23 protein-coding genes are annotated in these 25692 nt (G+C 60.9%); 16 read left to right on the forward strand and 7 right to left on the reverse strand.

The window, feature by feature from the left end:
* Positions 1-22: 22 nt before the first annotated feature.
* Genes J3P96_RS13800 through J3P96_RS13830 form a run of 7 tightly spaced genes read left to right on the forward strand, consistent with a single transcriptional unit; the run spans position 23 to position 8262 of the window.
* Positions 23-2200: a type VI secretion system Vgr family protein gene (locus J3P96_RS13800; protein WP_434658021.1), complete on the forward strand. Its 2178-nt coding sequence runs from the start codon at positions 23-25 to the stop codon at positions 2198-2200.
* A gap of 17 nt (positions 2201-2217) precedes the next feature.
* Positions 2218-2676, forward strand: coding sequence for a DUF6484 domain-containing protein (locus J3P96_RS13805; protein WP_434658023.1), 459 nt, complete (start codon positions 2218-2220; stop codon positions 2674-2676).
* Positions 2677-2691: 15 nt separating this feature from the next.
* Positions 2692-3804, forward strand: a complete 1113-nt coding sequence (locus tag J3P96_RS13810) for a DUF2169 family type VI secretion system accessory protein (protein ID WP_434658025.1) — start codon at positions 2692-2694, stop codon at positions 3802-3804.
* Positions 3801-4841, forward strand: a complete 1041-nt coding sequence (locus J3P96_RS13815) for a hypothetical protein (protein ID WP_434658029.1) — start codon at positions 3801-3803, stop codon at positions 4839-4841. Before J3P96_RS13810 ends, J3P96_RS13815 begins: the two co-directional genes overlap by 4 nt.
* Entirely contained in the window at positions 4841-6031 is a 1191-nt protein-coding gene (locus J3P96_RS13820) for a PAAR-like domain-containing protein (RefSeq protein WP_434658032.1), read from the forward strand. Before J3P96_RS13815 ends, J3P96_RS13820 begins: the two co-directional genes overlap by 1 nt.
* A 23-nt stretch (positions 6032-6054) precedes the next feature.
* Positions 6055-6981 carry a hypothetical protein gene (locus J3P96_RS13825; protein ID WP_434658035.1) on the forward strand — a complete coding sequence of 309 codons (927 nt, stop codon included), beginning with the start codon at positions 6055-6057 and terminating at the stop codon, positions 6979-6981.
* A gap of 33 nt (positions 6982-7014) precedes the next feature.
* On the forward strand, positions 7015-8262 hold the full coding sequence (locus tag J3P96_RS13830) for a TIGR02270 family protein (protein ID WP_434658172.1): 1248 nt from the start codon (positions 7015-7017) through the stop codon (positions 8260-8262).
* A gap of 35 nt (positions 8263-8297) precedes the next feature.
* On the opposite strand, the gene J3P96_RS13835 is transcribed toward J3P96_RS13830, so the two are convergent.
* Positions 8298-9299 (reverse strand): NAD(P)-dependent oxidoreductase, encoded by a 1002-nt coding sequence (locus tag J3P96_RS13835; protein WP_434658037.1) that lies wholly within the window; start codon positions 9297-9299, stop codon positions 8298-8300.
* 111 nt (positions 9300-9410) lie between these two features.
* Between J3P96_RS13835 and J3P96_RS13840 the strand changes: the two genes are divergently transcribed.
* The 7 genes from J3P96_RS13840 to J3P96_RS13870 all read left to right on the forward strand — a co-directional run bounded on the left by J3P96_RS13840 (position 9411) and on the right by J3P96_RS13870 (position 16534).
* The gene (locus tag J3P96_RS13840; RefSeq protein ID WP_434658040.1) at positions 9411-10025 is read left to right on the forward strand and encodes a TetR/AcrR family transcriptional regulator; all 615 of its coding nucleotides are present in this window, start codon (positions 9411-9413) and stop codon (positions 10023-10025) included.
* Positions 10026-10361: 336 nt separating this feature from the next.
* On the forward strand, positions 10362-11042 hold the full coding sequence (locus tag J3P96_RS13845) for a class I SAM-dependent methyltransferase (RefSeq protein WP_434658043.1): 681 nt from the start codon (positions 10362-10364) through the stop codon (positions 11040-11042).
* Between the two features lie 35 nt (positions 11043-11077).
* On the forward strand, positions 11078-12619 hold the full coding sequence (locus J3P96_RS13850; RefSeq protein ID WP_434658046.1) for a class I adenylate-forming enzyme family protein: 1542 nt from the start codon (positions 11078-11080) through the stop codon (positions 12617-12619).
* Between the two features lie 18 nt (positions 12620-12637).
* Positions 12638-13666 (forward strand): class I SAM-dependent methyltransferase, encoded by a 1029-nt coding sequence (locus J3P96_RS13855; RefSeq protein ID WP_434658048.1) that lies wholly within the window; start codon positions 12638-12640, stop codon positions 13664-13666.
* Positions 13659-14840 carry a hypothetical protein gene (locus tag J3P96_RS13860; protein WP_434658051.1) on the forward strand — a complete coding sequence of 394 codons (1182 nt, stop codon included), beginning with the start codon at positions 13659-13661 and terminating at the stop codon, positions 14838-14840. The genes J3P96_RS13855 and J3P96_RS13860 overlap by 8 nt, the downstream gene beginning before the upstream one ends.
* Positions 14841-14875: 35 nt before the next feature.
* Positions 14876-15262 (forward strand): ectoine synthase, encoded by a 387-nt coding sequence (locus J3P96_RS13865; RefSeq protein WP_434651609.1) that lies wholly within the window; start codon positions 14876-14878, stop codon positions 15260-15262.
* 48 nt (positions 15263-15310) lie between these two features.
* Entirely contained in the window at positions 15311-16534 is a 1224-nt protein-coding gene (locus J3P96_RS13870; RefSeq protein WP_434651611.1) for an MFS transporter, read from the forward strand.
* 37 nt (positions 16535-16571) lie between these two features.
* On the opposite strand, the gene J3P96_RS13875 is transcribed toward J3P96_RS13870, so the two are convergent.
* The 5 genes from J3P96_RS13875 to J3P96_RS13895 all read right to left on the reverse strand — a co-directional run bounded on the left by J3P96_RS13875 (position 16572) and on the right by J3P96_RS13895 (position 22940).
* Entirely contained in the window at positions 16572-17003 is a 432-nt protein-coding gene (locus tag J3P96_RS13875) for a DUF1810 domain-containing protein (RefSeq protein WP_434651613.1), read from the reverse strand.
* A 25-nt stretch (positions 17004-17028) separates the two neighbouring features.
* Positions 17029-18651 carry an acyl-CoA synthetase gene (locus J3P96_RS13880; RefSeq protein WP_434651615.1) on the reverse strand — a complete coding sequence of 541 codons (1623 nt, stop codon included), beginning with the start codon at positions 18649-18651 and terminating at the stop codon, positions 17029-17031.
* Between the two features lie 133 nt (positions 18652-18784).
* A complete protein-coding gene (gene gcvPB, locus J3P96_RS13885; RefSeq protein ID WP_434651617.1) occupies positions 18785-20341 on the reverse strand; it encodes an aminomethyl-transferring glycine dehydrogenase subunit GcvPB in 1557 nt (518 codons plus the stop codon).
* Positions 20338-21741 carry an aminomethyl-transferring glycine dehydrogenase subunit GcvPA gene (gene gcvPA, locus J3P96_RS13890; protein ID WP_434651618.1) on the reverse strand — a complete coding sequence of 468 codons (1404 nt, stop codon included), beginning with the start codon at positions 21739-21741 and terminating at the stop codon, positions 20338-20340. The genes gcvPB and gcvPA overlap by 4 nt, the downstream gene beginning before the upstream one ends.
* Before the next feature lie 32 nt (positions 21742-21773).
* Positions 21774-22940 carry an ATP-NAD kinase family protein gene (locus J3P96_RS13895; RefSeq protein WP_434651620.1) on the reverse strand — a complete coding sequence of 389 codons (1167 nt, stop codon included), beginning with the start codon at positions 22938-22940 and terminating at the stop codon, positions 21774-21776.
* Between the two features lie 157 nt (positions 22941-23097).
* On the opposite strand from J3P96_RS13895, the gene J3P96_RS13900 reads away from it, so the two are divergent.
* Entirely contained in the window at positions 23098-23703 is a 606-nt protein-coding gene (locus J3P96_RS13900; RefSeq protein ID WP_434651622.1) for a TetR/AcrR family transcriptional regulator, read from the forward strand.
* Here the strand turns inward: J3P96_RS13900 and J3P96_RS13905 are convergent.
* On the reverse strand, positions 23697-24617 hold the full coding sequence (locus J3P96_RS13905) for a LysR family transcriptional regulator (RefSeq protein ID WP_434651624.1): 921 nt from the start codon (positions 24615-24617) through the stop codon (positions 23697-23699). The two genes, J3P96_RS13900 and J3P96_RS13905, sit on opposite strands and share 7 nt — an antisense overlap.
* Before the next feature lie 202 nt (positions 24618-24819).
* Between J3P96_RS13905 and J3P96_RS13910 the strand changes: the two genes are divergently transcribed.
* Positions 24820-25575 carry an SDR family NAD(P)-dependent oxidoreductase gene (locus tag J3P96_RS13910; protein ID WP_434651626.1) on the forward strand — a complete coding sequence of 252 codons (756 nt, stop codon included), beginning with the start codon at positions 24820-24822 and terminating at the stop codon, positions 25573-25575.
* Positions 25576-25692: the final 117 nt, after the last annotated feature.

The raw sequence follows: 25692 nt of genomic DNA on the forward strand, positions 1-25692 counted from the left end.
ACGTGAGCCAGGGGACGCCGTAATGGCAATCACGCAAAACAACCGGTTGGTGCAGGTCGACAGTCCCCTCGGCGGCGATGTCCTGCTGCTGCAAAGCATGGACGGCAGCGAAGAGCTGGGGCGGTTGTTCCATTACGAGCTGGACCTCACTTCCGAAGACCGGGCGATCAAGTTCGACCAGTTGCTGGGCAAGCCGATGGGCCTGACCCTCGAGCTCTATGACGGAGGCAAACGTTATTTCCACGGCATTGTCGCCACCTGCCGACAGCTGACCGGGCACGGACAGTTCGCCGGGTATCGCGTCAGCCTCCGGCCCTGGTTCTGGCTGCTCACCCGCACCTCGGATTGCCGGATCTTCCAGAACAAGACCGTGCCGGACATCATCAAGCAGGTATTTCGCGACCTCGGCTTCTCCGACTTCGAAGACAGCCTGAGCGGCAGCTACCGCGAGTGGGAATATTGCGTGCAGTACCGTGAGACCAGCTTCGATTTCGTCAGTCGGCTGATGGAGCAGGAAGGCATCTATTACTACTTCCGCCATGAGAAGTCTCGCCATGTACTGGTGCTGGCCGATGCCTACGGCGCTCACTCCACGGCGGCGGACTACGCGTCGGTGCCCTTCTATCCGCCCGATCGGCAGATGCGCGAGCGCGACCATTTCTACGATTGGCAAATGGCTCGTGAAGTGCAACCCGGCTCGCTGGCGCTGAACGACTATGACTTCCTGCGGCCGCGCGCCAGCCTTGAGGTGCGCTCCAGTGTGCCGCGCAACCACAGCAACGGCGAATACCCGCTCTTCGACTACCCCGGTGAGTACGTCCAGAGCAACGATGGCGACCACTATGCGCGAACCCGCATCGAAGCCATCCATAGCCAGTTCGAGCGCGTGCAGCTGCGTGGCCGCGCTCGCGGGCTGGGTTCCGGCCATTTGTTCACGCTGACCGGTTATGACCGCGCGGACCAGAACCGCGAATACCTGATCGTCGTCGCACGCTACCAGATCCGACAGGAAGCCTACGAAAGCGGGCAACAGGAACAGGCTGAACAGTTCGTCAGCGAGTTGGACTGCATGGATGCCAGCCAGGCGTTTCGCCCCCTCCCCGTCACACCCATGCCGATTGTCCGCGGTCCACAGACCGCGGTGGTGGTGGGTCCCAGTGGCGAGGAGATATGGACCGACCAGTATGGTCGGGTCAAGGTGCATTTCCATTGGGATCGCCATGATCAGTCCAACGAAAACAGCTCCTGCTGGATTCGCGTCTCACAGGCCTGGGCCGGCAAGAACTGGGGCTCGGTGCAGATTCCTCGAATCGGCCAGGAAGTCATCGTCAGCTTCCTCGAAGGCGACCCGGACCGGCCGATCATCACTGGCCGCGTCTACAACGCTGAACAGACCGTGCCTTACCAACTGCCGGCCAACGCCACTCAGAGCGGCATGAAAAGCCGATCGAGCAAGGACGGCACGCAGGCCAACTTCAATGAAATCCGCATGGAAGACAAAAAAGGCGCGGAGCAGCTGTTCATTCACGCCGAGAAGAACCAGGACATCGAGGTCGAGAACGACGAAACCCATTGGGTCGGCCATGATCGCAGCAAGACCGTCGACAACGATGAAACCGTGCAGGTCAAACACGACCGCACCGAAACGGTAGGCAATAACGAAACCATTTCCATCGGCGTCGACCGCACCGAGGATGTCGGCAGCAATGAAAAGATCAGCATCGGCGCGAATCGCACCGAACGGGTCGGCAGCAACGAAACCATCACCATCGGCGCGGACCGCACGGAAAAAGTCGGCGCGAACGAAAAAATCAGCGTCGCCAGCAACCGCACCGAGGATGTCGGCGGCAACGAGACCATCGACATCGCGGGCAACCGTAATGAAACGGTGCAGGGCAACGAAGGAATCGAGATCAACGGCAACCAGAGCACCCGGATCGGCCAGAACGAATCCCGCGACGTTGCCCAGAACCGCAGCACGGGCATCAAACAGAACGACAGCCTGGATGTCGGCAAGCATTTCGTGCTAAACGCCGGCGATTCGATCAGCCTGACTACCGGCGCCGCCAGCATCACCATGAAGAAGGACGGCAGCATCGTCATCAGCGGCAAGAACATCACCATCGACGGCTCTGGGGCCATCAACATCAAGGCCAACAAGAATGTGGTCGTCAAAGGCCAGAAAATTCTGCAGAACTGAGCCACGGAGCAGGCGTCATGACCGTTGAATATCATCTCCCCGTATCTTCCACCGCCACACCGACGCGCGTGGATGGCGTCGTGATCGGGGTGCTGCTGGACGTACCCACGCCGGACGCACCGGTGGTGGCCTTCCCCGGCTGCCCCGGCGAAACCGGCCTCGCCGCGCGCACCACCACCGCGCTCTGTCGTGACGACATCGGCGCCCAGGTCGCGCTGATGTTCGAGGCCGGTGACCCGGCCCGGCCGCTGGTGATCGGCCGCATCCAGCGCCTGCCGGCAAGCGCAACGCCAACGGTCGCCCACGTCGATGGCGAGCGGCTGGAGTTCAGCGCGAAACAGGAGATCGTCCTGCGTTGCGGCAAGGCCAGCATCACCCTGACCCGCGCGGGCAAGGTGATCATCCGGGGCACCTACCTTTCCAGCCGCTCCAGCGGGGTCAACCGCATCAAGGGCGGCTCGGTGCAAATCAACTGACAGGTAAGTCGCCTCATGGAACTGCTCAACGCCAGCAAACTGCAGGCTGCCTATACCCTGGGTATGGCGAGCGACGGCCGCGAATCCCTGGTCGTCGTGGCCAAGGGCACCTTCGATCTACCGCTGGACGGGCGTGCCGCGACCCTCGCAGACATCCAGCAACCGCTGCTGATGGCTGACACTTTCTTCGGCGAGCCGGGCCTCAGCGCGCCACGAGAGGAAATGGACTTCGCGCCTTTCAAGCCATTCTGCGACGTGCTGGTATCGGGAAAAGCTTATGCACCGGGTGGTCGGCCGGTGACGCAGTTGACCGCCGGTATTCGTGTCGGTCGGGTGAGCAAGGCTTTTTCAGTGTTCGGTCCCCGGCAGTGGCAACCGGGAATCTCAGGTATTCATGCCGGCTCACCGCAGCCTTTCACCACGCAGACTATTTCCTATGCCCAGGCTTTCGGCGGTTCTCATCCCATGGAGAAGATCCCCGACATGCGTGATTGCTACCAGGACAACCCGAGCGGTTGCGGCTGGTATCCAGACAGTTGCGATGACGCCGGCATCGTCGGCCGGCCGATGCCGAACACCGAAGAGCCGGGCAAGCCGATCGACAGCCCTTCTGGCGATTTCCGCCCCATGGCCCTCGGTCCAATGGGTCGCAGTTGGCCGCAACGCGCACGCTTCGCCGGTACTTACGACGATGCCTGGCTGGCCGATTGCTTTCCGTTTCTGCCTGGGGATTTCGACAACCGCTATTTCCAGGCCGCGCCTGAAGACCAGCAAACCGATTACCTGCGTGGCGGCGAAGAAGTGTTGTTGCTGAACCTCACTCCCCGAGAGCGGGCAGGCTTTCGCATTCCCGAAATGGCTGTGCCGGTGACTTTTTTTATGAAAAAAGGCGGCCATGAAACGGTCTCGGCGGTGATCGACACCTTGCTGATCGACACTGACGCCCGCCAGGTGCAACTGACCTGGCGAATTTCCCGGCCGCTACGGCGCAACATTTTCGAGATTGCCCAGGTGCTGGTCGGGACGATGTCCACGGCTTGGTGGCGTGCGCGTGAATTGGGCAAGGAGTACTACCCGTCGCTGGGCGCCCTGGTCAAAGCCAAACGTGCTCCCGAGGAAACCGATTGATGAGCGCTCTGTGCATCATCGGTTCGGGGATGGTCAGCGCTGTTGGCCTCAGCGCACCGGCCAGCTGCGCGGCGATCCGCTGCGCCATCGACAACTTCCAGGAAACCCGCTTCATCGACCGCGGCGGCGAATGGATCATTGGTGCCAGCGTTCCTTTGGAACAGCCCTGGCGCGGCCGCACCAAGCTGATCAAGATGGCTGCCGGTGCCATTGGCGAAGCATTGCAGAGCATTCCCGGCGTCGATCCGGAAAAGACGCCGCTGTTGCTGTGCGTGGCGGAAGCCGAGCGTCCCGGACGCCTGAGCGGCCTGGATAAGGGGCTGTTGCAGGCCATCGAAACGGAGCTGGGGCTGCGCTTCCATCCTGACTCCAGCGTCATTGCCCGGGGACGGGTCAGTGCTGCCGTGGCCCTGCTCGATGCGCGCTCGCTGATCTACCAGGGCGGTCGTCGCCACGTACTGGTTGCCGGCGTCGATTCGTTCCTGAGTGGAGCGACGTTGACCGTCTTCGAAGCGCGGGAGCGCCTGCTCACCAGCCAGAACTCAAACGGTTTCATTCCCGGCGAAGGCGCCGCGGCCGTGGTGCTGGCCGCCCCGGTCGCCAGCGAAACGCCGCAGTTAACCTGCATCGGCCTGGGTTTCGGCCTGGAACAGGCCACCGTGGAATCCGAAGACCTGCCGCTGCGTGCCGAAGGCCTGACCCAGGCTGTACGCGCAGCGCTGAACGAAGCGGGTTGCGGCCTGGAGCAGATGGATTATCGCCTGACGGATATTTCCGGCGAACAGTACTACTTCAAGGAGGCTTCCCTGGCCCTGAGTCGCAGCCTGCGGGTACGCAAGGAGTTCTTCCATCTCTGGCATCCGGCGGATTGCATCGGCGAAGTCGGTGCCGCCATCGGTCCGGCGATGCTCGCCGTGGCCCTGGCTGCCAGTCGCAAGGGCTACGGCGAAGGGCCGAATATTTTCTGCCACCTGGGCAACGACGCCGGCGAGCGCGCGGCCGCACTGTTCAGCTACCGGATTGTGAGGGCTGCCTGATGGCCAACGAAGTCTTTGCCAACAACATGGAAGTTTCCTGCAAGGCAGCCGACGGCAAGTCGATCGCCTGTTTCCCGGATGTCTGCTTCACCCCCCCGCAGGCCCCGCCCACCCCGCTCGGCGTTCCCATCCCCTATCCCAACACCGGCATGGCCAAGGACACGACCAAGGGCAGTCGAACGGTGAAGATCAGCGGCAAGGAAGTGATGCTCAAGGACAAGAGCTTCTTCAAGACCAGTTATGGAGACGAGGCTGGAAATGCGCCCAAAAAAGGCATCGTCACCAGCCGGAACAAGGGCAAGGTGTATTTCACGTCCTGGTCGATGGATGTGAAGTATGAAGGCAAGAATGTTGTTCGGCACATGGATCTGACTACTCATAACCATGCTTCTCAGCCTGGGAATACGGTGCCTTGGCCTTATGCTGACCGAATGGCGCTCGCCGAGAAGCTGGGGCAATGTGAAAGCGAAAGAGCGCAGGCAAACGAGGCTTGCAAGGGCACCAACAAGGAAACGAGCTGCCCGGACACCGAAAGCCTGAAAAACGCCATCAAAGCCCGTAGCGCTGCAAAAAAAACCGCAGGCGAAGGCTTTAAAACGGACCCAGCCTATCGGGCGGCACACAAGGGAGTCAAAAATGAATACTCGTCCTTGGCGACATCGATCAACGCCAATGCTTGTCAAAGGGCGCTGCGCTGTTTCCTTGCCCCCTACAAGCCCAACAGGTGTTGCCCGGGACAGACCGGTGACCACCTCATCGATTCGGCCTCCTTTACCACCGGGCCGGACTCCGCAGGTCAGTCCAGGAACCAGCACCCGACGAAGGATGGCTGGAGCAACTACAAGACCGACAAGGCCCCGGTAATGTGCGTCGAGGGCCCCAATCAGACCACCGCCACCCACGGGCAGATGCACACCCGCCGTGGCGTGGTGGCCTTGCGCGAGGCAGACTCCAAAGGTGAATGGTCAAGGGCCAAGGCCACGGAGACTGGGGCAAAAGCTGCCAGAAAAACCTTCCCGGACTCCGAATGTTCTCAGGAGTGCCTGGAAGGCCAGTTGAACGCGTATCACGACAAAGCAAAGGACAAAGGTGAGGAGAAACCGATCAACGCGAGCGCTTCCATGACCAGCAATCAACATGAACGCGATAAAGCTGCGCGTGAAATGTTTGATGACGAGTGTAGCGTTTAAGTCATTCATATCAGGAGATTGAGATGGACCCTCTAGACCCACGTTTCAGTGGACTCAGCATTGGTACTGGAGTCGTTCGTTATTGCGACCTGAGTTACTTGGTTACCACGAACGACACCTCTATCAGTGAGGGTTATACAGGGTCGATACTGTTCACTCTGTATCGGGGAACCTGGGGCGCCGGCACGGTCCCATGGCTTGCCTGCTCCGGAACGGTCTGCCATGTGCCGGCCGAACGTTATCTGGTGCTGGGCAACGATGGCTCTGTACGAGCCAGTGGCGGAGGATCCATCAAAGAAGAGGCCCCCATCGCAACCTGCGGAGTCGACCCAAAAAAACGCGGCCCTCTGCGCGAAATCCGTGGCATCGCCAAAGGCCGCGCCTACGCCGTAGGCACCTGCCGCCAAGCCTACGTTCGCGACGGCGAAGACCAGTGGCGTTGCATCGACCAGAGCGCCCAGGTCGGCGACACGCCCATCACCGACACCAGCTTCGAATCCATCGACGGGTTCAGCGAACAGGAAATCTATACCGTCGGTTGGGAAGGCGAAATCTGGGAATACGACGGCTCCGTTTTCACCCAACGGAACAGCCCGACCAACCTGGCGCTCTACAAGGTTCGCTGCGCGCCGGACGGTTTTGCCTATGCCTGCGGCCAACTCGGGACCTTGCTGCGCGGGCGCAATGACCAATGGGAAGTGATCGATCACGAAAGCACCCGGGAAGACCTCTGGGGCATGGAGTATTTCGACGGTCAGTTGTACGTGTCCTCCACCCATTTCGTCTATCGCCTGGAAGATGACAAGCTCATCCCCGTCGATTTCGGCGATGACACGCCGCGCACCTGTTATCACCTGAGTGCAGCCGACGGGATCATGTGGTCCATCGGGCCCAAGGACGTGATGGAGTTCGACGGTACAAACTGGAAACGGTGCCTGCAAATTGACTGACCCGACCGGCCCACGCATCGGCAGCACTTCATGATGAAGACATTGCCCGTCGTCCTTGACCTGCACGTCGAGGAAGCCGCGTTCCTCGCGATCCTGCGCGACTACGCATTACGCGCCCCCCACTATGACCTCGACGACCTGGGCAAACTGGAGGAGCGCATCGACGCTCACCTCGATGGCTTGCGTATCGCCGGGCCAACCGGCCTGGAAATTCTGCTGGCTCAGCTCGGTCCCGACGCTATCGGCGAGATGTTCGCCAGCGTGGTGCTGGCCTTCGAGGCGGCCGAGGCCAAGGTGCTGTCGCGGCTCAGCGAGCATCTGCGCAGTGCGGTGGAAACCGAGCGTGGTTATCTGATGGCCCTGGGGTGGCTGGACTGGCAACAGCTATCGCCCTGGATCGAGCGCATGCTCGCCGCTCCGGAGCCGCTGTTCCGTCGTCTCGGCCTGGCCGCCTGCGGCATGCATCGCCGCGATCCTGGCCCGGCCCTGCTTGCCGGACTGTCCGAGGCTGAGCCAAGCGTGCTGGCGCGTGCCGTGCGCACGGCTGGCGAGCTGCGACGTCGGGACCTGCTGCCGGAAATTCGCGCCCACCGTCTGCATGAGGACGCGGCCACGCGCTTCTGGGCAAATTGGGCTACCGCCCAGATGGGCGATCAGCAGGCGCTTGAGCCTCTGCGTCAATTTGCCGAGCAACCGGGCGAGTTTCAGTATCGCGCGCTCTGCGTATTGTTGGCCTGGCAGGACCGCGAACCCAGCATCGCCTGGATACGCCAGTGCGTTCAGGATCCCAGAGATAGGCGCTTCGGCATCCAGGCCCTGGGACTGCTGGGCGATCCGGTCAGCATCCCGTGGTTGATCCAGCAGATGAACGACCTGCCTTACGCTCGGGTCGCTGGCGAAGCTTTCAGCCTGATCACCGGCGCCGACCTGGCGCTGCTCGACCTGGAGTTGCGCAGCTCACCGGACTTCGCCGCAGGGCCGAACGATGACCCTGAGGACTCGAATGTCGCCATGGACCCCGATGAAAACCTGCCCTGGCCCGCCCCGTCGGCAATCGAAGCCTGGTGGCAGGCCAATGGCGGACAATTCCAGGCGGGGACTCGTTACATGCTAGGGCTGGCCCACAGCGAACGCAGCTTTGAGCAAGCACTCGTCCGGGGCCAGCAACGCCAACGCGTGGCCGCCGCCTGCGGCCTCGCCCGCTTTCGGCTGGATGAAGTGCTCTTTCCAACCAGTGCACCGGTGTTGCGGCAACAAAGACTCTTGAAAATTACCCCGTGACCCCGTGGCGAGGGAGCCATGCTGATCAAGCCACATCATTGCAGCTGACGAAGCTCACCCCCCTCCTGCTCCAGGCGCCGCAGATACACAGTGGCGTCCAGCAGTTGATAAGGGAAATAAAGCCCTGGCGGCGGCGATGGTTGGCCGTCCAGACCGAGCAGACGCTCCAGGAGCATTGCCACACTGAGCCCGGTCAGCGGTGCAGTACCCGCTGGGTGGACGACGGCATGACGGGTGCGCAGCGGTTTGCCCTTGAGGTCTTCGCCAGCAAGTTCGATGAGGATCTCGGTGGACATCGGCCTGCCCTGGCGTCGGGTTGAGCTGACCCCGATGCCAATATTGAATTGAACATCAGGCGCACCTGTAGCGGTGGCCAGGCCGGCGACATCAATCGACGAAAAGCCTGAGGCCTCGATCTGCGTACCATCCACAGCGTGGAAGCTGACCTTGGAGTCGTCGCCTTCGCGCCAGACGAACACCCCGTCGCGTCGCGTCAGCGCGGCGGGCAACATTTTGTTCAGGTGTTCAAAGTCGCTGGCGACGGTCGGCCCGCCGGTGTCCTGTTCATCGACCAGCGCGTTGATGCTGATCTCCTGGACTCGGCTGAACGCCTGGGCACAGCTCAATGTAGCCACCGTCGTCGCGCCCGCCATCCATTCGTAGCCCAGGACTATGGGCGAAGCATCGGGCATGTGCATGTACGTGGCGATTTCCGGCGCGATCTCGAAAATGCCGGAAGAAATGCTGAGGTGCGGCACCCCGCGCTTTTGTGCATAGCGCAATCCTGCCATCGCGTGGTCCATATAAAAGACCACAACCCCGCTGACCGGGCGAGCGCCAAGTCCCAGATCGTCCGCAGTGGAATCGATCACCACACCCTGCGCCCCGCCAATTTCCTCAGCGGCCTGCCGAGCCTTGGCAAGGTCACGGCCGCCGATCAACAGCGGTACGTCGGGATGAGCGGCGCGCAGCGCTCGGGCAGTCTGGTGACCAATGGCGCCGGAACCACCCATGAACAAGATAGGATCAAGTGACATCGTGAGTTCTCCTCGTTTCTGGACTAAAACCTACTGTTAGTAGGTAAACTATCACGCTCTCACGCCTTGTCACCTACCATTGGTAGGTTTTATTGAACTGGATGCGCCACCGTGCAAAAACCCATCGAAACCGCTACAGGCAACTCCCCTTCCCGCCGACTCTCGAAAGCCGAACGGCGCCGGCAGCTGTTGGACACTGCGTTATTGATCGTGCGCGAGGAAAACGCCGACAGCTTGACCCTCGGCCGCCTGGCCGTCCGCGCGGGCGTGTCCAAACCGGTGGTGTACGATCATTTCGCCACCCGCTCGGCGCTGTTGATCGAGCTGTACAAATGGATTGATACCGAGCGGGTCCGCGCTTTTCGCGAGGCCATGAGCAGGACTGCGCGAAGCCCGGAGGAAACCGCTCAGGTCCTGGCCAGCGCCTATATTCAGTGCGCAGCAAACAACACCGACGAATTCCATGCGGTCGGCGCAGCCCTGGCCGGCAGTGAAGAGAAGGCGGCGGTTTTCCAGGAGCTGCTCGACAACTGCGTACGGATGTTCGTGAGCGTACTTGAGCCTCACACGACGTTGGCAAGCGCAGAACTTGAGCGCTGCTGCACCGGTCTGGTCGGTGCGGGGGAAGCACTTGCCGGCGCCCTGGTGCGGGGGCGACATGCCCAGGATGAAGTGATTGAAGCGTTCGCCGCGTTGATTCGCGGCGTGTTGAGTCCGCCTGAATAAATGTTCATGATCCAGCAATAAGCAATTGCCTACAGATACTCAGCTATGTCACTCGACGGTGACAAAAATCTTGGATCCAATTCCTGGAATCGCCTTGACAGGCTAATGGAGCCGATGAAATATTTCCCTCCGCTACGGTTCAGCTTCAATCATCATTTGGCGCGGATGCCATAGAATAATCAAATGGAGTTCATGATGGTTTTCCTCAGTACAGTTCCATCGGTTATCCCGTCACTCTCCTTCAGTTCCTCGTTTCCCAACTAATCACTCTATTTTGGCGCCGTGGCGCTGAAGGGACTGTTGTGCAATGCCCATCATCGTCGGCAGAGGATAACCATGAAAATAGTAGACAGTTCGGTTCTGAAGGAATGGTATGACAGCGAATACAGCGCCTGTAATAACGGTGCTTTATTTGGTGAACTACGCGAGGAGTTCAAACAGTTTTTATCCACCCTGCCTGACGGCCCCGGCGATGCCCTTGAACTCGGCTGCGGAGACGGTCGCAACCTTACCGCCCTGGCGCGCAAGGGCTATAGCCTGAGCGGCGTGGACATGGTCGACAGCACGGTACAGAGTCGCAAGCTCAATCCCTGGCTAAAGGATCTGAATTTCCAGCAGGCTGACATTCTGACGTACGAGCCGTTGCGTGAAGGTTACGACGTACTGGTCTGTTCCGAAGTTCTGCATTTCTTCAATCAAGATGAACTTCAGACGGTAATGGCCAAGATTATCGGTGCGGTAAAGCCTGGCGGATATATTTTCCTTGATCTGTTATCGGACCTGTCGCGGTACTTTCAAGCGAGCGGAGAACCCTTCATCTGGGACAAGGAAGCGGGCTTGTCTGTCCAGGACAGCGAAGGGTTATTTGATGCCTGGCTGGGTGATTTCGACATTTATGCGTCGCGGCATTTCTTTGATAAGCAAAGTTGGCCATTAAGCGATTCGGCAAACTTGCCAATAGCTCCCTATACCTGGCAAGGCACCTACGTCTCGGTGTGTGCGCGAAAACGTAAATGACTTTGCGACATTCAGCTTGAAAAGGATATTGAGCCATGCAGCTTTTCCATCAGGTTATCGCCAGCAATGCAAGAAAATACCCGTCCAAGCCAGCCATCATCCTCGACGGGCAAGCGACTTCCTATCAGCAACTGCAGCAGCGCGCGGATGACATTGCCTCGGTGCTCCCCCTGCTCGGCATTGCTCCCGGTGACCGGGTGGGCCTGTACGCGCCCATTTCCGTCGATTTGATCGCAGGTTATCTGGGCCTGCTGCAGGCTGGAGTGATCAGCGCAGCGACGCACCATACCTTGAGTCGTACCAAGCTGATCCACCAGCTCAAGCACTCGGGCGCCCGGGTACTGATCACCGACTGCACGGATGACTTGCCTGGCCTGATTGACGAGGCTGGCCTGGAACTGGTCCTGCTTACCGTTCCAGCCCAGGTTGCGGTGCCCAAGGTCATGCAGCTTGCCGATGCCGTCGCTGCGCTCGGAGGAAAGACGCCCGCGCCCTCCTCTCCGTTGCCCGCTGACCCTGAACGCCCCACCTCGATCTTTTATACCTCGGGGTCATCCTTCAATCCGAAAGGCGTGCTCGTCAATCACCGCATCATGTTGGCGGCCTGTAGCCGGGTTACTGCGTATTTGCAAATCAGCCCCGATGATCGTGTCCTCAGCTATTCCACGCTGGCATCCGACTATGGGGTGTACAACGTGATGATGCCGCTGTATGCCGGGGCCACCAGTGTCATCGAGAGCCGGCCGGCCAGCAGCGCCGAGGAGGTGCTCGCGGTGGTCGAACGCGAGGGGGCCACAGCAATGCATGTATTCCCCCCGGTGTTCTTCCTGTTGGCCAATACGGGCCCGCACTGGCAGGCGCGCGTGCCTGGCTTGCGCTACATCTCCAGCAGCGGGCAGGCCCTCTACAGTCGTCATATCCAGCGGATCCGCGAAGCCCTGCCCGCGGTGCGGATTTTTTCCAACTACGGGCTCACCGAGTGCAAGCGCGTGAGCTACCTGCCGCCCGAAGAAATCGACCAACGACCGACCTCGGTGGGTAAGCCTTTGCCGGGAGTCAGCGTGTACCTGGTAGACGAACAAGGCCTGCGTATCGAGCAGCCTGGACAAATAGGCGAGTTGCTGGTGACCAGCGACTACCTGATGCTCGAGTACTGGAACATGCCCGAAGCCAATGCCCGCGCCTTCGTCCATGATGCCTTCGGCCATTCACGACTGTATCGCACCGGGGACCTGTTCAAGCAGGACGCCGAAGGCTACCTCTACTACGTCGCCCGCAAGGACGACGTCTTCGCGCGCAATATCTGGAACGTCAATCCGCGAGAAATCGAGCAGTGCCTGGCCGCGCATCCAGCGGTCGCCGAGGTCCTCGTGGTTCCGGTTGCCGACGAGTCGGCCGGGCACGTGCCCAAGGCTTGCATCGTGCTTGATGCCGATCATGGCCAGACCAGCGAACAGGCATTGCTCGATCACTGCAAGGCGCATCTGGACTGGCACATGGTCCCGGCCCAGTGGGCATTCCTCAAGACCTTGCCGAAAACCGATTCGGGCAAGTTCACCACCAAAGGACTGATCTGACAGCAGGAGCGCCATGTCATGAAAACTCCCCCGCAATTCATGGATGACACCGACCTCGACCGGGACCTGCAAAAAAGCGCCATGCTCAAGCTCGCCGGGCATTTCCACAGTCTGGCGACAGGCGCCAGCCAGGTGCCCATGCAGTCTCTTGGCAGCCACTTGCGCGCCGAGATCCAGGATCCGCTGGTTCTCGATTACCACGATCGCCTGATCGAAGGGGCAGGACCGTTGTTCTCCCACTTTCTCGCCAGCGTGCCGTACATTCTCGAGGAGTTGTCCAGGATCGGCGTAGCCCTGACCCGCCTGGCCGAGGCCGATACCCGAGAAACAGGCCAGACCTTCAGTCTCTTCGAAGTGGATGCCTTTGATGGCAGTAACGGCCGCGCCGTTGCTGGCCATTCCAATGGACTGATCCGCAGTTTCACCTCATCGCCGAATCGGGCCAACCAGGTTGCCTTCGACCGGTATGCCGACCCCGCGCGGTCGCGGTTCTATCCGCACTCGGTGTTCAAGGTGACACCGGACCTGCTGCAGCAACCCGAGTACAGGCTTTTCAGCCAGGGCTTCGACTTCATTTACGAGATGGCCGCGTTCCAGTTCTACAGCCGCGACCGTGACCGCCAGATCGCCCATATCCAGCAATTTCTCAAGCCTGGCGGCCTGGTGTTTTTCCTTGAAAAGCTTAACCACCCGGACCCGGAGGAATACCTGCGCAGGGAACGGGTCAAGGATGAGCAATTCAAGACCCGCTATTTCAGCGAGGAAGAAATCCACTGGAAACGCCAGCAGATGCTTGAGCAAATGCAGAATGGCCAGGTCACCTTCGAAGAATTGGCAGGCGCCCTGTGCGCCCGGTTCAAGTGCGTCCATCTGTTGTGGAACAGCAGCAATTTCTGTGAGTTCGTCGCCTCCGACGATCCACAGCAAATCGAGCGATTGGTTCGGCTGTTGGGCCCGGTGGTGCAACCTGCGGACTTCTGTTTCGAGGGCTCGCGCCTGGGCGCGGTGGCGACGCTGCGCAGTGCCGGGGGGCAAGACAATGCTTGAACTAGCCGAGCAGGCGTTCCATCCGGCCGCACAGCCCTCGCTGTGTCAGCGGGCCGTCGAGCACTTGCCCGGCTGGCGCGAGCGGGCCGCCACGGCTGAAGCGAATCGACGGCTGAGCAACCGCACCTTTGACGAATTGTTTGCCGGCGGCTGGCTGGATCTGTTGACGCTGCGCGCGCCGGTGACGAGCAGCGGACACTGGCCCACACTGGTGGAAAGCGCGCGGATCGCCGCGCGGGCGTGCGCCTCCACGGGCTGGATGCTCGCGTTGGTGGGCGGCCACGGCGCCATCGCCCGACGACTGCCGCCTGCCTGCACGGACCAGCTCTACACCGATGGCCCACGACAGCTCTTCGCCTCAGCCTCCGTCAGTGCCGATAGCCGGTTGACCTTTGAATCCGCCGGGGTACGGATCGATGGGCGCTGGCGCTTTGGTTCAGGGATCGAGGACGCGACATGGCTGATGCTCAACGCCCCCTGCCCCAACCACCCGGACGCGGCTCACACCCCACGTTTCCTGGTGCTGGTCGCCGCCGATGAAGTCGAAAGACTCGACAGTTGGGACAGCTGTGGTATGGCGGCGACCGGCTCCCATGACGTACTGACCCGCCAATTGCTGGTGCCGCATGCTCGTGTATTCGCGCTGCATGAAGTGTTTGCGCAGGCCACGCATGCACCGGCGGCCGACTACATCGATCGCATGCCCCTGGTGCCTTACCTCACCACGTCGATCATCGGTCCGCTGCTGGGGTGCGCCGAGGGTGCTCTTGGCGCGTTTGTCACTGGGCTCAACGGATCGTTGGCGGTGAGCGATCCGCGGATCGCCGAACAGGCCGCCCACTCGGCAGCACAGCTGTACAGCGCGGGGTTGTTGTATGACTCGCTGATCACCCGACTGCATGACGCCGGTATGAATGACCGGCCGCCAGATACGCGACAACTGCTTCAACTCAAGCGCGACCGCGCCTATCTGGCGGGCCAGTGCGTGCAGGCCGTGCGCCGTGTGGTGGAAAGGCTCGGTGCGTCGTCCCTGGTCGCCGGCAACCCGCTCCAGCGCCACTGGCGTGATATCCAGGCCATGGCCGCGCATCGAGACGTTGCCTGGAACGAGGCGATGCTGGCCAGCGGCGATGCGCTGCTGCGGCCCGTCGCCGCCGGCACTGCAAAGAGCTGATTTGTTTTCCATCGACTATTTCAAAGAGGTCCCCCATGTTCATTCGCAACATATCCGAGGTAGAGCAAACCCCTTATTTCGTCGAGTGGGGCGCCGGCACGAGTCATCGCTTGCTCACTGAACGTGACGCCATGGGCTTCACGCTGTGCCATACCGTCGTGCGTGCGGGTACAGAGTCGCTGTTGCAATACCGCAATCACCTGGAGGCCTGTTATTGCATTGCCGGAGAAGGTGAAGTCGAAGACATGCACGGCAATGTCTTTGCGATCCGGCCTGGCGATGTCTACGTGCTCGATCAGCATGACCGGCATTTCCTGCGCGGAGGCAAGGGCCAGGACCTGATCCTGGTCAGCGTCTTCAATCCGCCACTGCGCGGTGACGAACGACACAATCTCAACGACAGTTCGGGGTCGGCCTACTGATGATTTTCTTCGCCGCCACGCCCCGGCGCTTATCCGCAGGAGGTTTCCATGCGTAAGGATTACCTCGCTTTTTTCATTTCGTTGTTTCTGTCGCGGCTGGCGGATCAGATCCTGCTGTTCATCGTACCGCTGGTAGTGTTCCAGACGACCAACAGCGCATCCTGGGCCGGGCTGGCGTTTTTCGTCGAGTCGCTGCCGCGATTCCTGGCGTTTCCGTTGTGTGGCGCCCTGTGCGACAAGTATTCGCCCATCAGGATCCTGCACATCAGCCAGGTCTACCGGGCCCTGCTGTGTGTCCTGGCGATGGCGCTGCATGGGGTCTTTGGTGGTATCGCCTGGGTCGTCGTGCTGTCAGCGGTGTGCGGGGTACTGACGACGCAAGGCATCATGGCGCGCGAAGTGCTGATGCCGCACATCTTCCAGCACTACAGCTACACCAAGACCTTGTCTTACTCGCAGATCGCCGACCAGACCGGGCTGGTGCTCGGGCCATTGGTGGCGGCCCTGATGCTGGAAGTGTGGGCCTGGCATTGGGTGGTGCTGTGGATCGCCGGGTTGTTCCTGCTGGCCGATCTGAGCATGCTGGTCTGGCAACGCCTCAGCCGTATCACGCTTGAGGTTTTCGAGCAGCATCAGGACATCTGGTTGCAGCCGCTGCGGATTGCCTTCGGGCATATCCGTAACCTGGCGGAGCTGAAGAAAATCATCACCCTGGCGGTAGGCGTCAACCTGATCGTGGGTGTCACCTTGGCCACCTCGGCGGCAATGGTGCTTGGCGAGTACAGCGCCGGCAAGGACGACTATGCGGGCCTGCAGGCGGCTGGCGCGGTGACAACGATCGTGATCCTGTTCTTTCTTGCCCGGGTCGCCCTGCCTCTGCGCGTCTCGGGAGGCGTCGGCTATTCGATGATCGCCGCGGGAGGCTTCATCAGTGCCCTGAGCCCGAACCTGGTCGGCTACGTCGTGGGCTTCCTGCTGATCGTCGGCTTCGACAAGATGTTCAACGTCTACATGCGCACGATCCGGCAACAGGTGATTCCGCCCAAGGATTTCGGCAAGACGGTGGGCGTGATCACTTTGCTCAACAACCTCTCGCAGCCGTTGGCCGGCTTGTTGGTAGCAGTGCTGGCGGCGCCCTTGGGCACGCAACCGGTGATCCTGATTTTGGCCGTGCTGGCGACGCTCCTGGGAGCCGCGGCGTGGTGGTGGTTTGCAAAGACGCGAAGCCCCCTCACCGCATCGATTCTGGCGGAGCAGAAAATCGGCAAGTGAAATGGCTGGACAACCCGCGGCAGGTCGTCTCGCCACGTCACCTCGGTTGCTCAAGCAGCAGCAGTGTCTTGCGATCCGGCTCGCCCGAATAAAACCGGTCTAGCGCCTGTTGGAACAGGGACGATCCCGGTTGGACGCTCCTGAACAATGTCAGGCAGGAACGAAACTTGAGGTCGTCGGGTGAGCCAAAGATCTGCCCGGCACTCTTCCCGTGATGCAGCAGAACTGTTTCCACACAACCCTCCAGTCGCGGGCCGAGCACGTCGTGCTGAACGTAAGCACGGGCCTCGGCAATGCCGGAGATGGCGAAGCGCGCGGCCATTTCGGAACGCCCGAGGCCCTGCAACTGGGGAAAGATGAACCACATCCAGTGGCTCGTCTTGCGGCCTGCGCGCAACTCGTCCATGACTCGATCGAACACCGGGTTCTGGGCCTCGACGAAGCGGGACAGGTGGTAGATGTCGCCCATGATTCTTCTCCTCTACCCCTTTTTTTCAGAGCGCCTTGACCCATTCGCGCAACAGATATTTCTGGATCTTGCCTGTCGAGGTCTTCGGCAACTCGCTGAATACCACGGTCCTGGGCACCTTGAAGCCGGCCAGATGCTCTCGGCAGAACAGGATGATGTCGGCTTCCCGAATGCCTTGATGTTCGTCCTTTAGATGGACGAAGGCACAAGGGGTTTCACCCCATTTCCCGTCCGGTCGAGCGACCACTGCCGCCTCGAGTATCGCCGGGTGACGGTAGAGCACGTCTTCGAGCTCGATGGTGGAGATGTTCTCCCCGCCCGAAATGATGATGTCCTTGAGACGATCCTTGATTTCGATATAGCCGTCAGCGTGACGGACCGCCAGGTCGCCGGTATGGAACCAGCCACCTTCGAAAGCTTCGCGCGTCGCTTCGGGGTTCTTCAGATAGCCCTTCATGACCGTGTTTCCGCGCATGAAGATTTCGCCAATGCTCTGACCGTCCGAGGCGACCGGATCGAGGGTTGCCGGATCGGCAACCATCAGCCCTTCCAGGGTCGGATAGCGCACGCCCTGGCGTGCCTTTATCCGCGCCCGCTCGTCCAGGGGCCGCTCGTCCCATTGCGCATGCCAGGCACAAACGGTCACCGGACCGTATACCTCGGTCAGGCCATAGACATGAGTGACCTTGATACCCATCGCCTCAACCGCACCGATGACCTTGGCCGGTGGTGCCGCGCCGGCCAGCATGGCGTCGACCGGGTGATCGAGGGTGAGCCTGGTCGCGTCAGGCAGGTTGGCCAGGCCATTGAGGACAATCGGTGCGGCGCACAAGTGAGTGACTTGATATTGGTTTATCAGCGCCAGAATCTTCTGCGGATCGACCCGGCGCAGGAACACGTGCGTCCCGGCCAGCGCGGTGACGGTCCACGGATAGCACCAGCCGTTGCAATGAAACATCGGTAACGTCCACAGATACACCGGATGATGACCCATGGCCCAGGTCATCTGGTTACCCAACGAATTGAGATAGGCGCCGCGGTGGTGGTAGACAACCCCTTTTGGGTTACCCGTGGTGCCGGATGTGTAGTTGAGCGAGATGGCTTGCCATTCGTCTTCCGGCCAGTGCCAGGCGAACTGCGGATCGCCTTCAGCGAGGAAGGCTTCATAGTCCAGAGGGCTGACCGCGCAGCCTTCGCCGTACTCCGGGTCGTTCACATCGATCACCAGCAGCGGCCGCGACAGCAAGCCCAAGGCTTCATCAATAACGGCGTTGAATTCCCGATCGGCAATCAGCACCTTGGCTTCGCCGTGTTCGAGCATGAAGGCAATGGCCCGCGCGTCCAGACGGACATTCAGGGTGTTGAGGACCGCGCCGATCATCGGCACGCCAAAGTGGGCTTCGAGCATGGCCGGGATATTGGGCAGCATGACCGCCACCGTATCACCTTTGCCAATACCTCGTGCGCTCAACGCACCGGCCAGGCGTCGGCAACGCGCATAAGTCTGCTGCCAGTTGCGCCGGATGGAGCCGTGGATCACGGCGGGATGTTCGCCGTACACCGAGGCCGTACGCTCAATGAAGCTCAACGGCGACAGGGCGATATGATTGACGGCCGAGGGCGCCAGGCCCGTTTCGAAAATCGACATGAGGTTATCCTGTAGGGAGCCTGCCAGCCTGTCTTGCTGTGCTGGAAAGCTCCGATGGCTGATTGTTAGCTCTGTTCAGGTTTAAAAAAACGGCCCGCTTGATCATGGGACCGGTACTTCGCCAAACGCTAGCTCAAGCAGTCTGCCGCGGGTGCTTTCGCAAGTATGCGCGCCAGGTCATCGCCCAGTGTGCCGAGTCCTCCAGCGGTGCGCTCTGCAACCGGTGGATCGCCTGGTTATGCGGCGAAGTCTTGACGATCTCCGGGTTCGAATAGGCCTCCTCGGATATGTGGGCGAGCACTGCGATCCAGGTGTCCAGGGCCTCCTTGCCGTACATCTCGCCCGGCTCGGGCGTGAAAGGTTCCGGCACCAGCCAGGGGTGATGGCTGCTCCACATCGGGTCAATGCCGAAATCGCTCATGCGGTTCTGCACGTCGTGGACATCGACTCCGGTGTCCTCCTTGAGTCGCTCCAGGCTGTAGCGTGTCATTTCCATGCGCGGGCTCGTGGCCTCAGGATGCGAGCGGGTCACGCCGCGTATCGCCAACAGGCCTTTTTCCATGTAGTTGTTGGCCAGCACCGAGATATCCGCTGCCTCTGCCATCCCCTTCGCGCCCATGGCACGGGACCAGGCGTAAGCTTTGAGAATCACCGGGACGTTGCCCCAGAACTCGCGGATCTTGCCGCAACTTTGCGGACGATCGAAATCAAGGCTGTAGCGCTCGCCGTCGAAGGCCACCAGCGGCGCCGGCAGGAACGGCGCAAGTTCTGCCGAACAACCATAGGCCCCCACCGCAGGCCCCCCTACTCCACTTTTCGGTGCGCCAAAGGTCTTGTGCAACATGAACATGCACGCATCGAAACCCAGCTCTCGCGCACGAATCCTGGTCATGGCGCCGTTGAAATTGGCGTGGTCGTAGAAACACAAGCCACCCGCGTCATGTACCACCTGTACCCACTCTCGGATGTGCGGGTTGTACACGCCCATGTCGTCGGGATTGTTCACCATCAGCGCCGCGGTGCGATGGGACACGGCGGCCTTGAGAGACTCAAGCGACGGATAGCCGTTCTCCTCAATCATCAGGGTGATCACCTTGAACCCTGCGGCAGCGGCAGTCGCGGCGCTGCTCGGGTGAGTCTGGATCGTGGTGATGATTTCATTGCGCTGCTCCAGTTCGCCACGGGACGCGTGATAGGCTCGGGTCACGGCGCAACTGGTGTACGCGGCGTCGGCACCGCCGCCGGCCTGGAAAACGAACTGATCCATCCCGGACAACTCGCGCAGTATCAGGTCCATGCCATGGACCACTTGCAACGCGCCTTGCAGGGTATCTTCGTCCTGATGGGGATGCACATGGGTGATTTCCGGGCGCCAGGCCATCGCCTCGTTGATCTGGGCGTTGTACTTCATGGTGCAGGTGCCGAACAGGCTGATATTCATCATACCCAGGGTCTGCTGCGACAGGCGCAGGTAGTGATACAGCACCTCGGGTTCGGACATCTCCGGCAGCGCCGGTTTGCGCGTGCGTCGCATGTTCGCCGGAACCAGATCATCGGCGCGGCCGACAGCCGCCTGGACGTCAGCCTCGGCGTCGGAAAAAATCACCCCACGACGGCCGGGGTAGCCCATTTCGAGGATCACCGGCTCGCTCCAGACCGGAGCATGGTATTGCTTGAGTGGCGTGTTCATTGCGAGATTACCTTCTTGAGTGCAGCGCTCAGGCGCTGGATGTCGGCCTGGGTGTGGATCTCGGTGACGCAGTACAGCGCGCTGGCGCCGAGTGCCGGGAAGTCTTGCGTCAGGTCTTTGCCCCCGAAGATCCCGAGTGCGAGCAGCCGCTTGTTGATGTCCTTCACCCTCAGCCCGGTGGCGTCGAAATTCACCACGAACTCCTTGAAGAAGCCGCAGGGAAAGGTCACTTGCACGCCTGGAATTTCAGCCAGCAGCCTGGCTGCGTAGTGAGCACGTTGCAGGATGAGCTTGCCGACATCCTCAAAACCCTTCGGCCCCATCATCGCCATGTAGACGGCGTTGGCGATGGCCCACATGTACACCGAGTGGCCGGTCCAGTCGTTACCCTTGTCACGCAGGCCGTAGGACGATTGTTCGAACAGGCTCAGGCCAAAACCGTATTCGCCAGGCTGGATAGTTTCGGCGATGCTGATAAACAACGTCGGGTATTGATGGGCGTACAGTTCTTCGTCACGCGAGGCAATGAAACCGCTGACACCACCGCCACAGTTCATGTGCACGCCAAGCGGCTGGGTGGTGCCCACGACGATGTCGGCACCAAAATCAATCGGTGCGGCGAGCACACCCAGGGAAATCGGATCGACGCCGACAATGACCTCCGCGCCGACAGCATGGGCCATCGCCGCGATCTCGGCACCTTGCCGCTCGATCACGCCGAAGTACGACGGCGTCTCGAAATAGACAGCGGCCGTTTGCGCCCCGATCGACGCGCGCAGGTGTTCGAGATCGAGCAAACCGGTTTTCGGGTCGTAGTCGATCAATCGCACAGCGATGTGCCCGGGCATCTCCACGGGTTCGCAATAGTTGCGGATGATCGACAACCGCTCCGGGTCAATCGCACGTACCACCGCCACTTCGCTGCGCCCGGTAATGCGCGTCGCCATGCGAATGGCGTGGCCCGCGGCGCAACCCCAGCTGCGCACCGGCAGGCCGACCAGATCCATGTTCAGCAGTTCGCCGAGCTGGCTGCAGAATTCGAACCAGGCCTGATTACGGCCGTGGTCGGAACTCGGCTCGCCAAAAACCGAGGTCAGCCACTCGTTGCGGCGCACTACCTCGTCGCACGCCGCCGGAACGTGATGTTGCCAACAGCCGGCACCGAGGAAATTCAGGTTCTGCTCGCAGGTCCGGTTCTTCGATAATATGCTGACCAAGTGCCGACGCAGCTCGCTCTCATTGAGAGCCGGCGGCAAATCAATCGGACGTTGCAGTCGATGTTCCTCGGGTATCTGTTGGAACAACGCCTCGATGCTGTCGACACCAATCGAATCGAGCATCTCCCGTTTTAGCGCGGGAACGGAGTTCGCCATATAGGGGTGAGCGACATGATGACTCATGGGGGTATCCTCGTTTTTCAGGTGGCAAATGATCAGGATCGAACCCTGAAGAAGACGGACCGGTCAGGTCCCGTGTGCACGCGCAGATATCCGCTGAGCATGGCGTCGACTTCGGCGTCTCCCGTGTCGACGCGCAGGCAGCCGGCATCAAGGGCAAGCAGCTTGTCCATCGAGGCGACGACGATGATGTTGTCGCGCCCTGCCCGGCGGATGACTTCGGCGCTGATCTGCTGATTGCCACGACCGAACAAACTGCCATGACCGCCGAGAACGCCGACGATGACGCGGGTCTCATGGCCCTCCATCAGGCGGATCAACTGGTGTTCATTGAGGTCGGCGCCCATCAGCGCTCCATCCTTCACCGCGTCCACCCCGAGCAGCGTCGAAGGTAGGCCGAGCTCGGCCATGATCCGCCGTGTCGTCGTGCCGGGACCCAGCAGGTACAGGCAGCCGGGTTGCATCTCCCTGACAACCTGCCGGGACACCGCGTCGAGGGAGATATTTTCGTTGGCGGCGGAACCTGCCTTGGCGTTTTGCGTCAGGTGGCGCTCGTGCGGGCTGCGTGCGTAGCCGTAGAGCCGTGCCGACACCCGGTCGCTGCGCATCGCAGCCTCATCGATGTCCATCACCTCGGCCTCGCGAAAACGCACCGAAGGTTCTGCCGCAACGAAGCGTGCCGCAAGATTCCCGGCGTTCTGCGGATTGGTACCAAACACTGCGGAATACATCTTTACACCCGTCGGGATTCCCAGGATGGGCACACGATCACCGACCATGCCCAGCACATCCCGCGCCGTGCCATCACCGCCGGCGAACAGCAACAGGTCAACCGCTGCGTATGCCATGACCAACGCCGCGCTCCGTGTGTCATCAGGGCGACTCGATCCGGGCACAGACGAGTACACGACGATCGGGTCGAGGCCGGCGGCCCGTGCGACATCTTCACCCAGCTCGCCAGAGCCGGTCAGCAGCCGAAATGGCGCCGTCGAAGTTGCCAGCCGCCGGAGCGCAAGCAAAGCCCTCTCGCTTGAAACCGGGCGCGCCCCGCGGCGTTTTGCTTCAAGCAAGACCTCGACTCCGTCGGTGCCCTTCAAACCCACGGGGCCGCCCATGCCGGCGACAGGGTTGACGATAAACCCAAGCGTTTTCCCAAGGGCTGGGTCATGAAATGAAACATCGCAATCACGCTGCTCGCGCATTGATCGGTATCCTGTGCTCATCAGCGACCTCCGGAGCCGGGGAACGCAATATCCAGGCAGTTGCATACGCCTCGTATGTCAAACACAATACGACATACGCAGCGTATGTCAATTCACATACGCAGCGAATGTCAAATTTTCAGAAGGAACAGGATTAATGGCGCAGAAGCGTGCGGACATGATTGCGCAGACCCGCGGCAAGCTGATCAAGGCAGCGCGAGAAGCTTTTGCCGCGAAGGGGTACGCGGACAGTTCGATGGACGATTTGACCGCTCAGGCGGGTCTCACTCGTGGTGCGCTGTACCACCACTTTGGCGACAAGAAGGGCTTGCTGCAGGCTGTTATTGCCCAGATTGACGACGAGATGATGGAGCGTCTGTCGGTAATCATCGACGAAGCGAACACGACATGGGACGGTTTTATCGATGAATCGATCGCCTACATCAAGATGTCCCTGGAGCCGGAAATCCAGCGCATCGTGTTCCTCGACGGGCCGGCGGTGCTGGGCGATCCATCGCAGTGGCCGAGCCAGAACGCTTGCATCCGCAGCACCCAGGGCAGCCTGGAAAAGCTGATCGATGAGGGCACGATCCGCAGCGTCGATCCTGAAGCGACCGCGCGCCTGATCATGGGCGCCCTGCTCGGCGCGTCCTTGTGGATTGCGCATGCCGAGGATCCGCTGGCGGCCTGCGAAAAAGCCATCGAGAGTTTCCAGGCACTGGCTTGCGGATTGCGGCTGAACAGCCGTTCGGTGGATCAGTAACCGGCGTCCGCCCTGCGCCGATTGCCCGCCGGCCCCGCGGCCCTGATCTGATCGATGCTCTCTAGGAACGTTTTCAGGATGGGTGATGGATTATCGGTCCGGTACCCCACCGCCAGGTCGATGCCAGGCTGTTTTCCCTTGAGCGGCCTGCTGACGATCGTCCAGGGCAGCAGCGGCTCCACGTAGGCTGGCAGGATGGCAACGCCCCGCGTGGAGCTGATCAGAGAGATCCCGGTGCCGTAGTCGTCCAGCCAGTAGGAGGCGTTGACCTGCACGTTACAACTGGCGAAGTACTGCGCGATGACATCGCGTAGTACGTGGGGAATCTCCGAACAGCCGATGAACGTCTCGCTCGCCAACTCGGCCGGATCGATATCGCCCATCGACGCCAGGCGATGGTCGTTCGGCATGATGACCAGCAATGGCTCTTTCGCGACAACCTCATAACTGACATCCGGCCGCGGCTCCACGCGCAGAAAGCCCAGGTCGACGTCGCCGCGTTGAATAGCGTCGGCCAGCGAGGGCGATTGCAAGCTGATGACCTTGAATTCGATGTTGGGCAGCTCATGCCGAAGCAAACGCGTCACGCTGGGCAGCCAGTCCACCTCCTGCCCCGTCAGGAAACCCACCGAGAACACCTTCTTCGCCGGCCTTGCCGCTCGCCTAGCCGCCGCCACGGCTTCTTCAGCATGACTGAGCGCAAGCCTGGCCTGATCCAGGAACGCTATTCCGGCCGGCGTCAGTTCGATGCCCCTGGCCTTGCGGACAAACAGCTGCGCGCCAACCTCCAACTCCAGATCGCGCAGCTGGCGGCTAAGGGATGGTTGCGCGGTATGAAGACGTTTGGTCGCGGCAGAGGTCAGGTTGCCCTCTTCGGCAACGGCAACGAAGTAACGAAGGTGACGCAGCTCCATCAAGCGATACCTCTAAGGCATGGGTTCGAGCATACAAAGTCTTTTTAAAGCGTCTGCGGTTTGCCTACAGTCTGCCCGACAGATAACAGAATCCCTCAGCGCGGGGCAAGCCCATCGCCGTGGTTTGCCATGCTCATCGGCTATCGACAAAAAGCCGCTCGCGAAATCGCAGGTTATTCCAACTCACCAAGAGGTCTTTCCAATGAACAAGATTGCACTCATTACCGGCGCCAACCGTGGCCTGGGCCGCAATGCCGCTATTGCCATCGCTGAAAAGGGCAACGACGTCATCCTCACCTATCGCAACGGCGAGGCCCAAGCCCGGGACGTGGTCGGCGAAATCGAACGGCTCGGGCGCAAAGCCGTTGCGTTGAAACTCGACGTGAGCGACGTTTCCAGCTTCGGCACATTCGTCGCCACGCTTTCCGACGCCCTCCAGCAAGACTGGGGTCGAGCCGACTTCGACTTCCTCCTCAACAACGCGGGTCACGGCGCGATGGCGGCGTTTGCCGAGACCACCGAAGAGCAATTCGATGAGCTGTTCAATGTGCACGTCAAAGGTGTTTTTTTCCTGACGCAGGCGCTCTTGCCACTGATCATCGATGGCGGTCGCATCGTCAACTATTCATCCGGGCTGACGCGTGTTTCCTTTCCCGGTTTCTCGGCGTATGCCGCCGCTAAAGGCGCGATCGAAACCCTCACGGTCTATATGGCCAGAGAGCTGGGCGGCCGTGGAGTCACGGTAAATACGGTGGCCCCTGGCGCGATTGCCACGGACTTCCTGGGTGGCGCAGTGCGCGACATGCCGGATCTGAATGCGCAATTCGCTGGCATGACTGCCCTTGGCCGGGTTGGCGTCCCGGACGATATCGGGCCAATGGTTGCGAGTCTGCTGGCGGAGGACAACCGCTGGGTTACCGGGCAGCGCATCGAAGTTTCCGGCGGGCAGACTATCTGACTTTGCTGAAGATCCAGTGTAGGAGCGAGCCTGCTCGCGATAGCGTTATCACAGCCGATGAAGAGGTTGAATGCGCTGGCCTCTTCGCGAGCAGGCTCGCTCCCACGGGTCAGCGGT

Origin of the sequence: Pseudomonas sp. R3-56 (genome assembly GCF_051132075.1) — a bacterium.
Taxonomy (GTDB): domain Bacteria; phylum Pseudomonadota; class Gammaproteobacteria; order Pseudomonadales; family Pseudomonadaceae; genus Aquipseudomonas.

Excerpts from the sequence above, each read along its gene's own strand:
- J3P96_RS13825 (WP_434658035.1), top strand. The coding sequence starts at position 6,055 with ATGGACCCTCTAGACCCACGTTTCAGTGGACTCAGCATTGGTACTGGA.
- J3P96_RS13835 (WP_434658037.1), bottom strand. The coding sequence starts at position 9,299 with ATGTCACTTGATCCTATCTTGTTCATGGGTGGTTCCGGCGCCATTGGT.
- J3P96_RS13870 (WP_434651611.1), top strand. The coding sequence starts at position 15,311 with ATGCGTAAGGATTACCTCGCTTTTTTCATTTCGTTGTTTCTGTCGCGG.
- gcvPB (WP_434651617.1), bottom strand. The coding sequence starts at position 20,341 with ATGAACACGCCACTCAAGCAATACCATGCTCCGGTCTGGAGCGAGCCG.
- J3P96_RS13805 (WP_434658023.1), top strand. The coding sequence starts at position 2,218 with ATGACCGTTGAATATCATCTCCCCGTATCTTCCACCGCCACACCGACG.
- J3P96_RS13860 (WP_434658051.1), top strand. The coding sequence starts at position 13,659 with ATGCTTGAACTAGCCGAGCAGGCGTTCCATCCGGCCGCACAGCCCTCG.
- J3P96_RS13900 (WP_434651622.1), top strand. The coding sequence starts at position 23,098 with ATGGCGCAGAAGCGTGCGGACATGATTGCGCAGACCCGCGGCAAGCTG.
- J3P96_RS13855 (WP_434658048.1), top strand. The coding sequence starts at position 12,638 with ATGAAAACTCCCCCGCAATTCATGGATGACACCGACCTCGACCGGGAC.
- J3P96_RS13905 (WP_434651624.1), bottom strand. The coding sequence starts at position 24,617 with ATGGAGCTGCGTCACCTTCGTTACTTCGTTGCCGTTGCCGAAGAGGGC.
- J3P96_RS13820 (WP_434658032.1), top strand. The coding sequence starts at position 4,841 with ATGGCCAACGAAGTCTTTGCCAACAACATGGAAGTTTCCTGCAAGGCA.
- J3P96_RS13910 (WP_434651626.1), top strand. The coding sequence starts at position 24,820 with ATGAACAAGATTGCACTCATTACCGGCGCCAACCGTGGCCTGGGCCGC.
- J3P96_RS13880 (WP_434651615.1), bottom strand. The coding sequence starts at position 18,651 with ATGTCGATTTTCGAAACGGGCCTGGCGCCCTCGGCCGTCAATCATATC.
- J3P96_RS13830 (WP_434658172.1), top strand. The coding sequence starts at position 7,015 with ATGAAGACATTGCCCGTCGTCCTTGACCTGCACGTCGAGGAAGCCGCG.
- J3P96_RS13865 (WP_434651609.1), top strand. The coding sequence starts at position 14,876 with ATGTTCATTCGCAACATATCCGAGGTAGAGCAAACCCCTTATTTCGTC.
- J3P96_RS13810 (WP_434658025.1), top strand. The coding sequence starts at position 2,692 with ATGGAACTGCTCAACGCCAGCAAACTGCAGGCTGCCTATACCCTGGGT.
- gcvPA (WP_434651618.1), bottom strand. The coding sequence starts at position 21,741 with ATGAGTCATCATGTCGCTCACCCCTATATGGCGAACTCCGTTCCCGCG.
- J3P96_RS13845 (WP_434658043.1), top strand. The coding sequence starts at position 10,362 with ATGAAAATAGTAGACAGTTCGGTTCTGAAGGAATGGTATGACAGCGAA.
- J3P96_RS13875 (WP_434651613.1), bottom strand. The coding sequence starts at position 17,003 with ATGGGCGACATCTACCACCTGTCCCGCTTCGTCGAGGCCCAGAACCCG.
- J3P96_RS13895 (WP_434651620.1), bottom strand. The coding sequence starts at position 22,940 with ATGCGCGAGCAGCGTGATTGCGATGTTTCATTTCATGACCCAGCCCTT.
- J3P96_RS13800 (WP_434658021.1), top strand. The coding sequence starts at position 23 with ATGGCAATCACGCAAAACAACCGGTTGGTGCAGGTCGACAGTCCCCTC.
- J3P96_RS13850 (WP_434658046.1), top strand. The coding sequence starts at position 11,078 with ATGCAGCTTTTCCATCAGGTTATCGCCAGCAATGCAAGAAAATACCCG.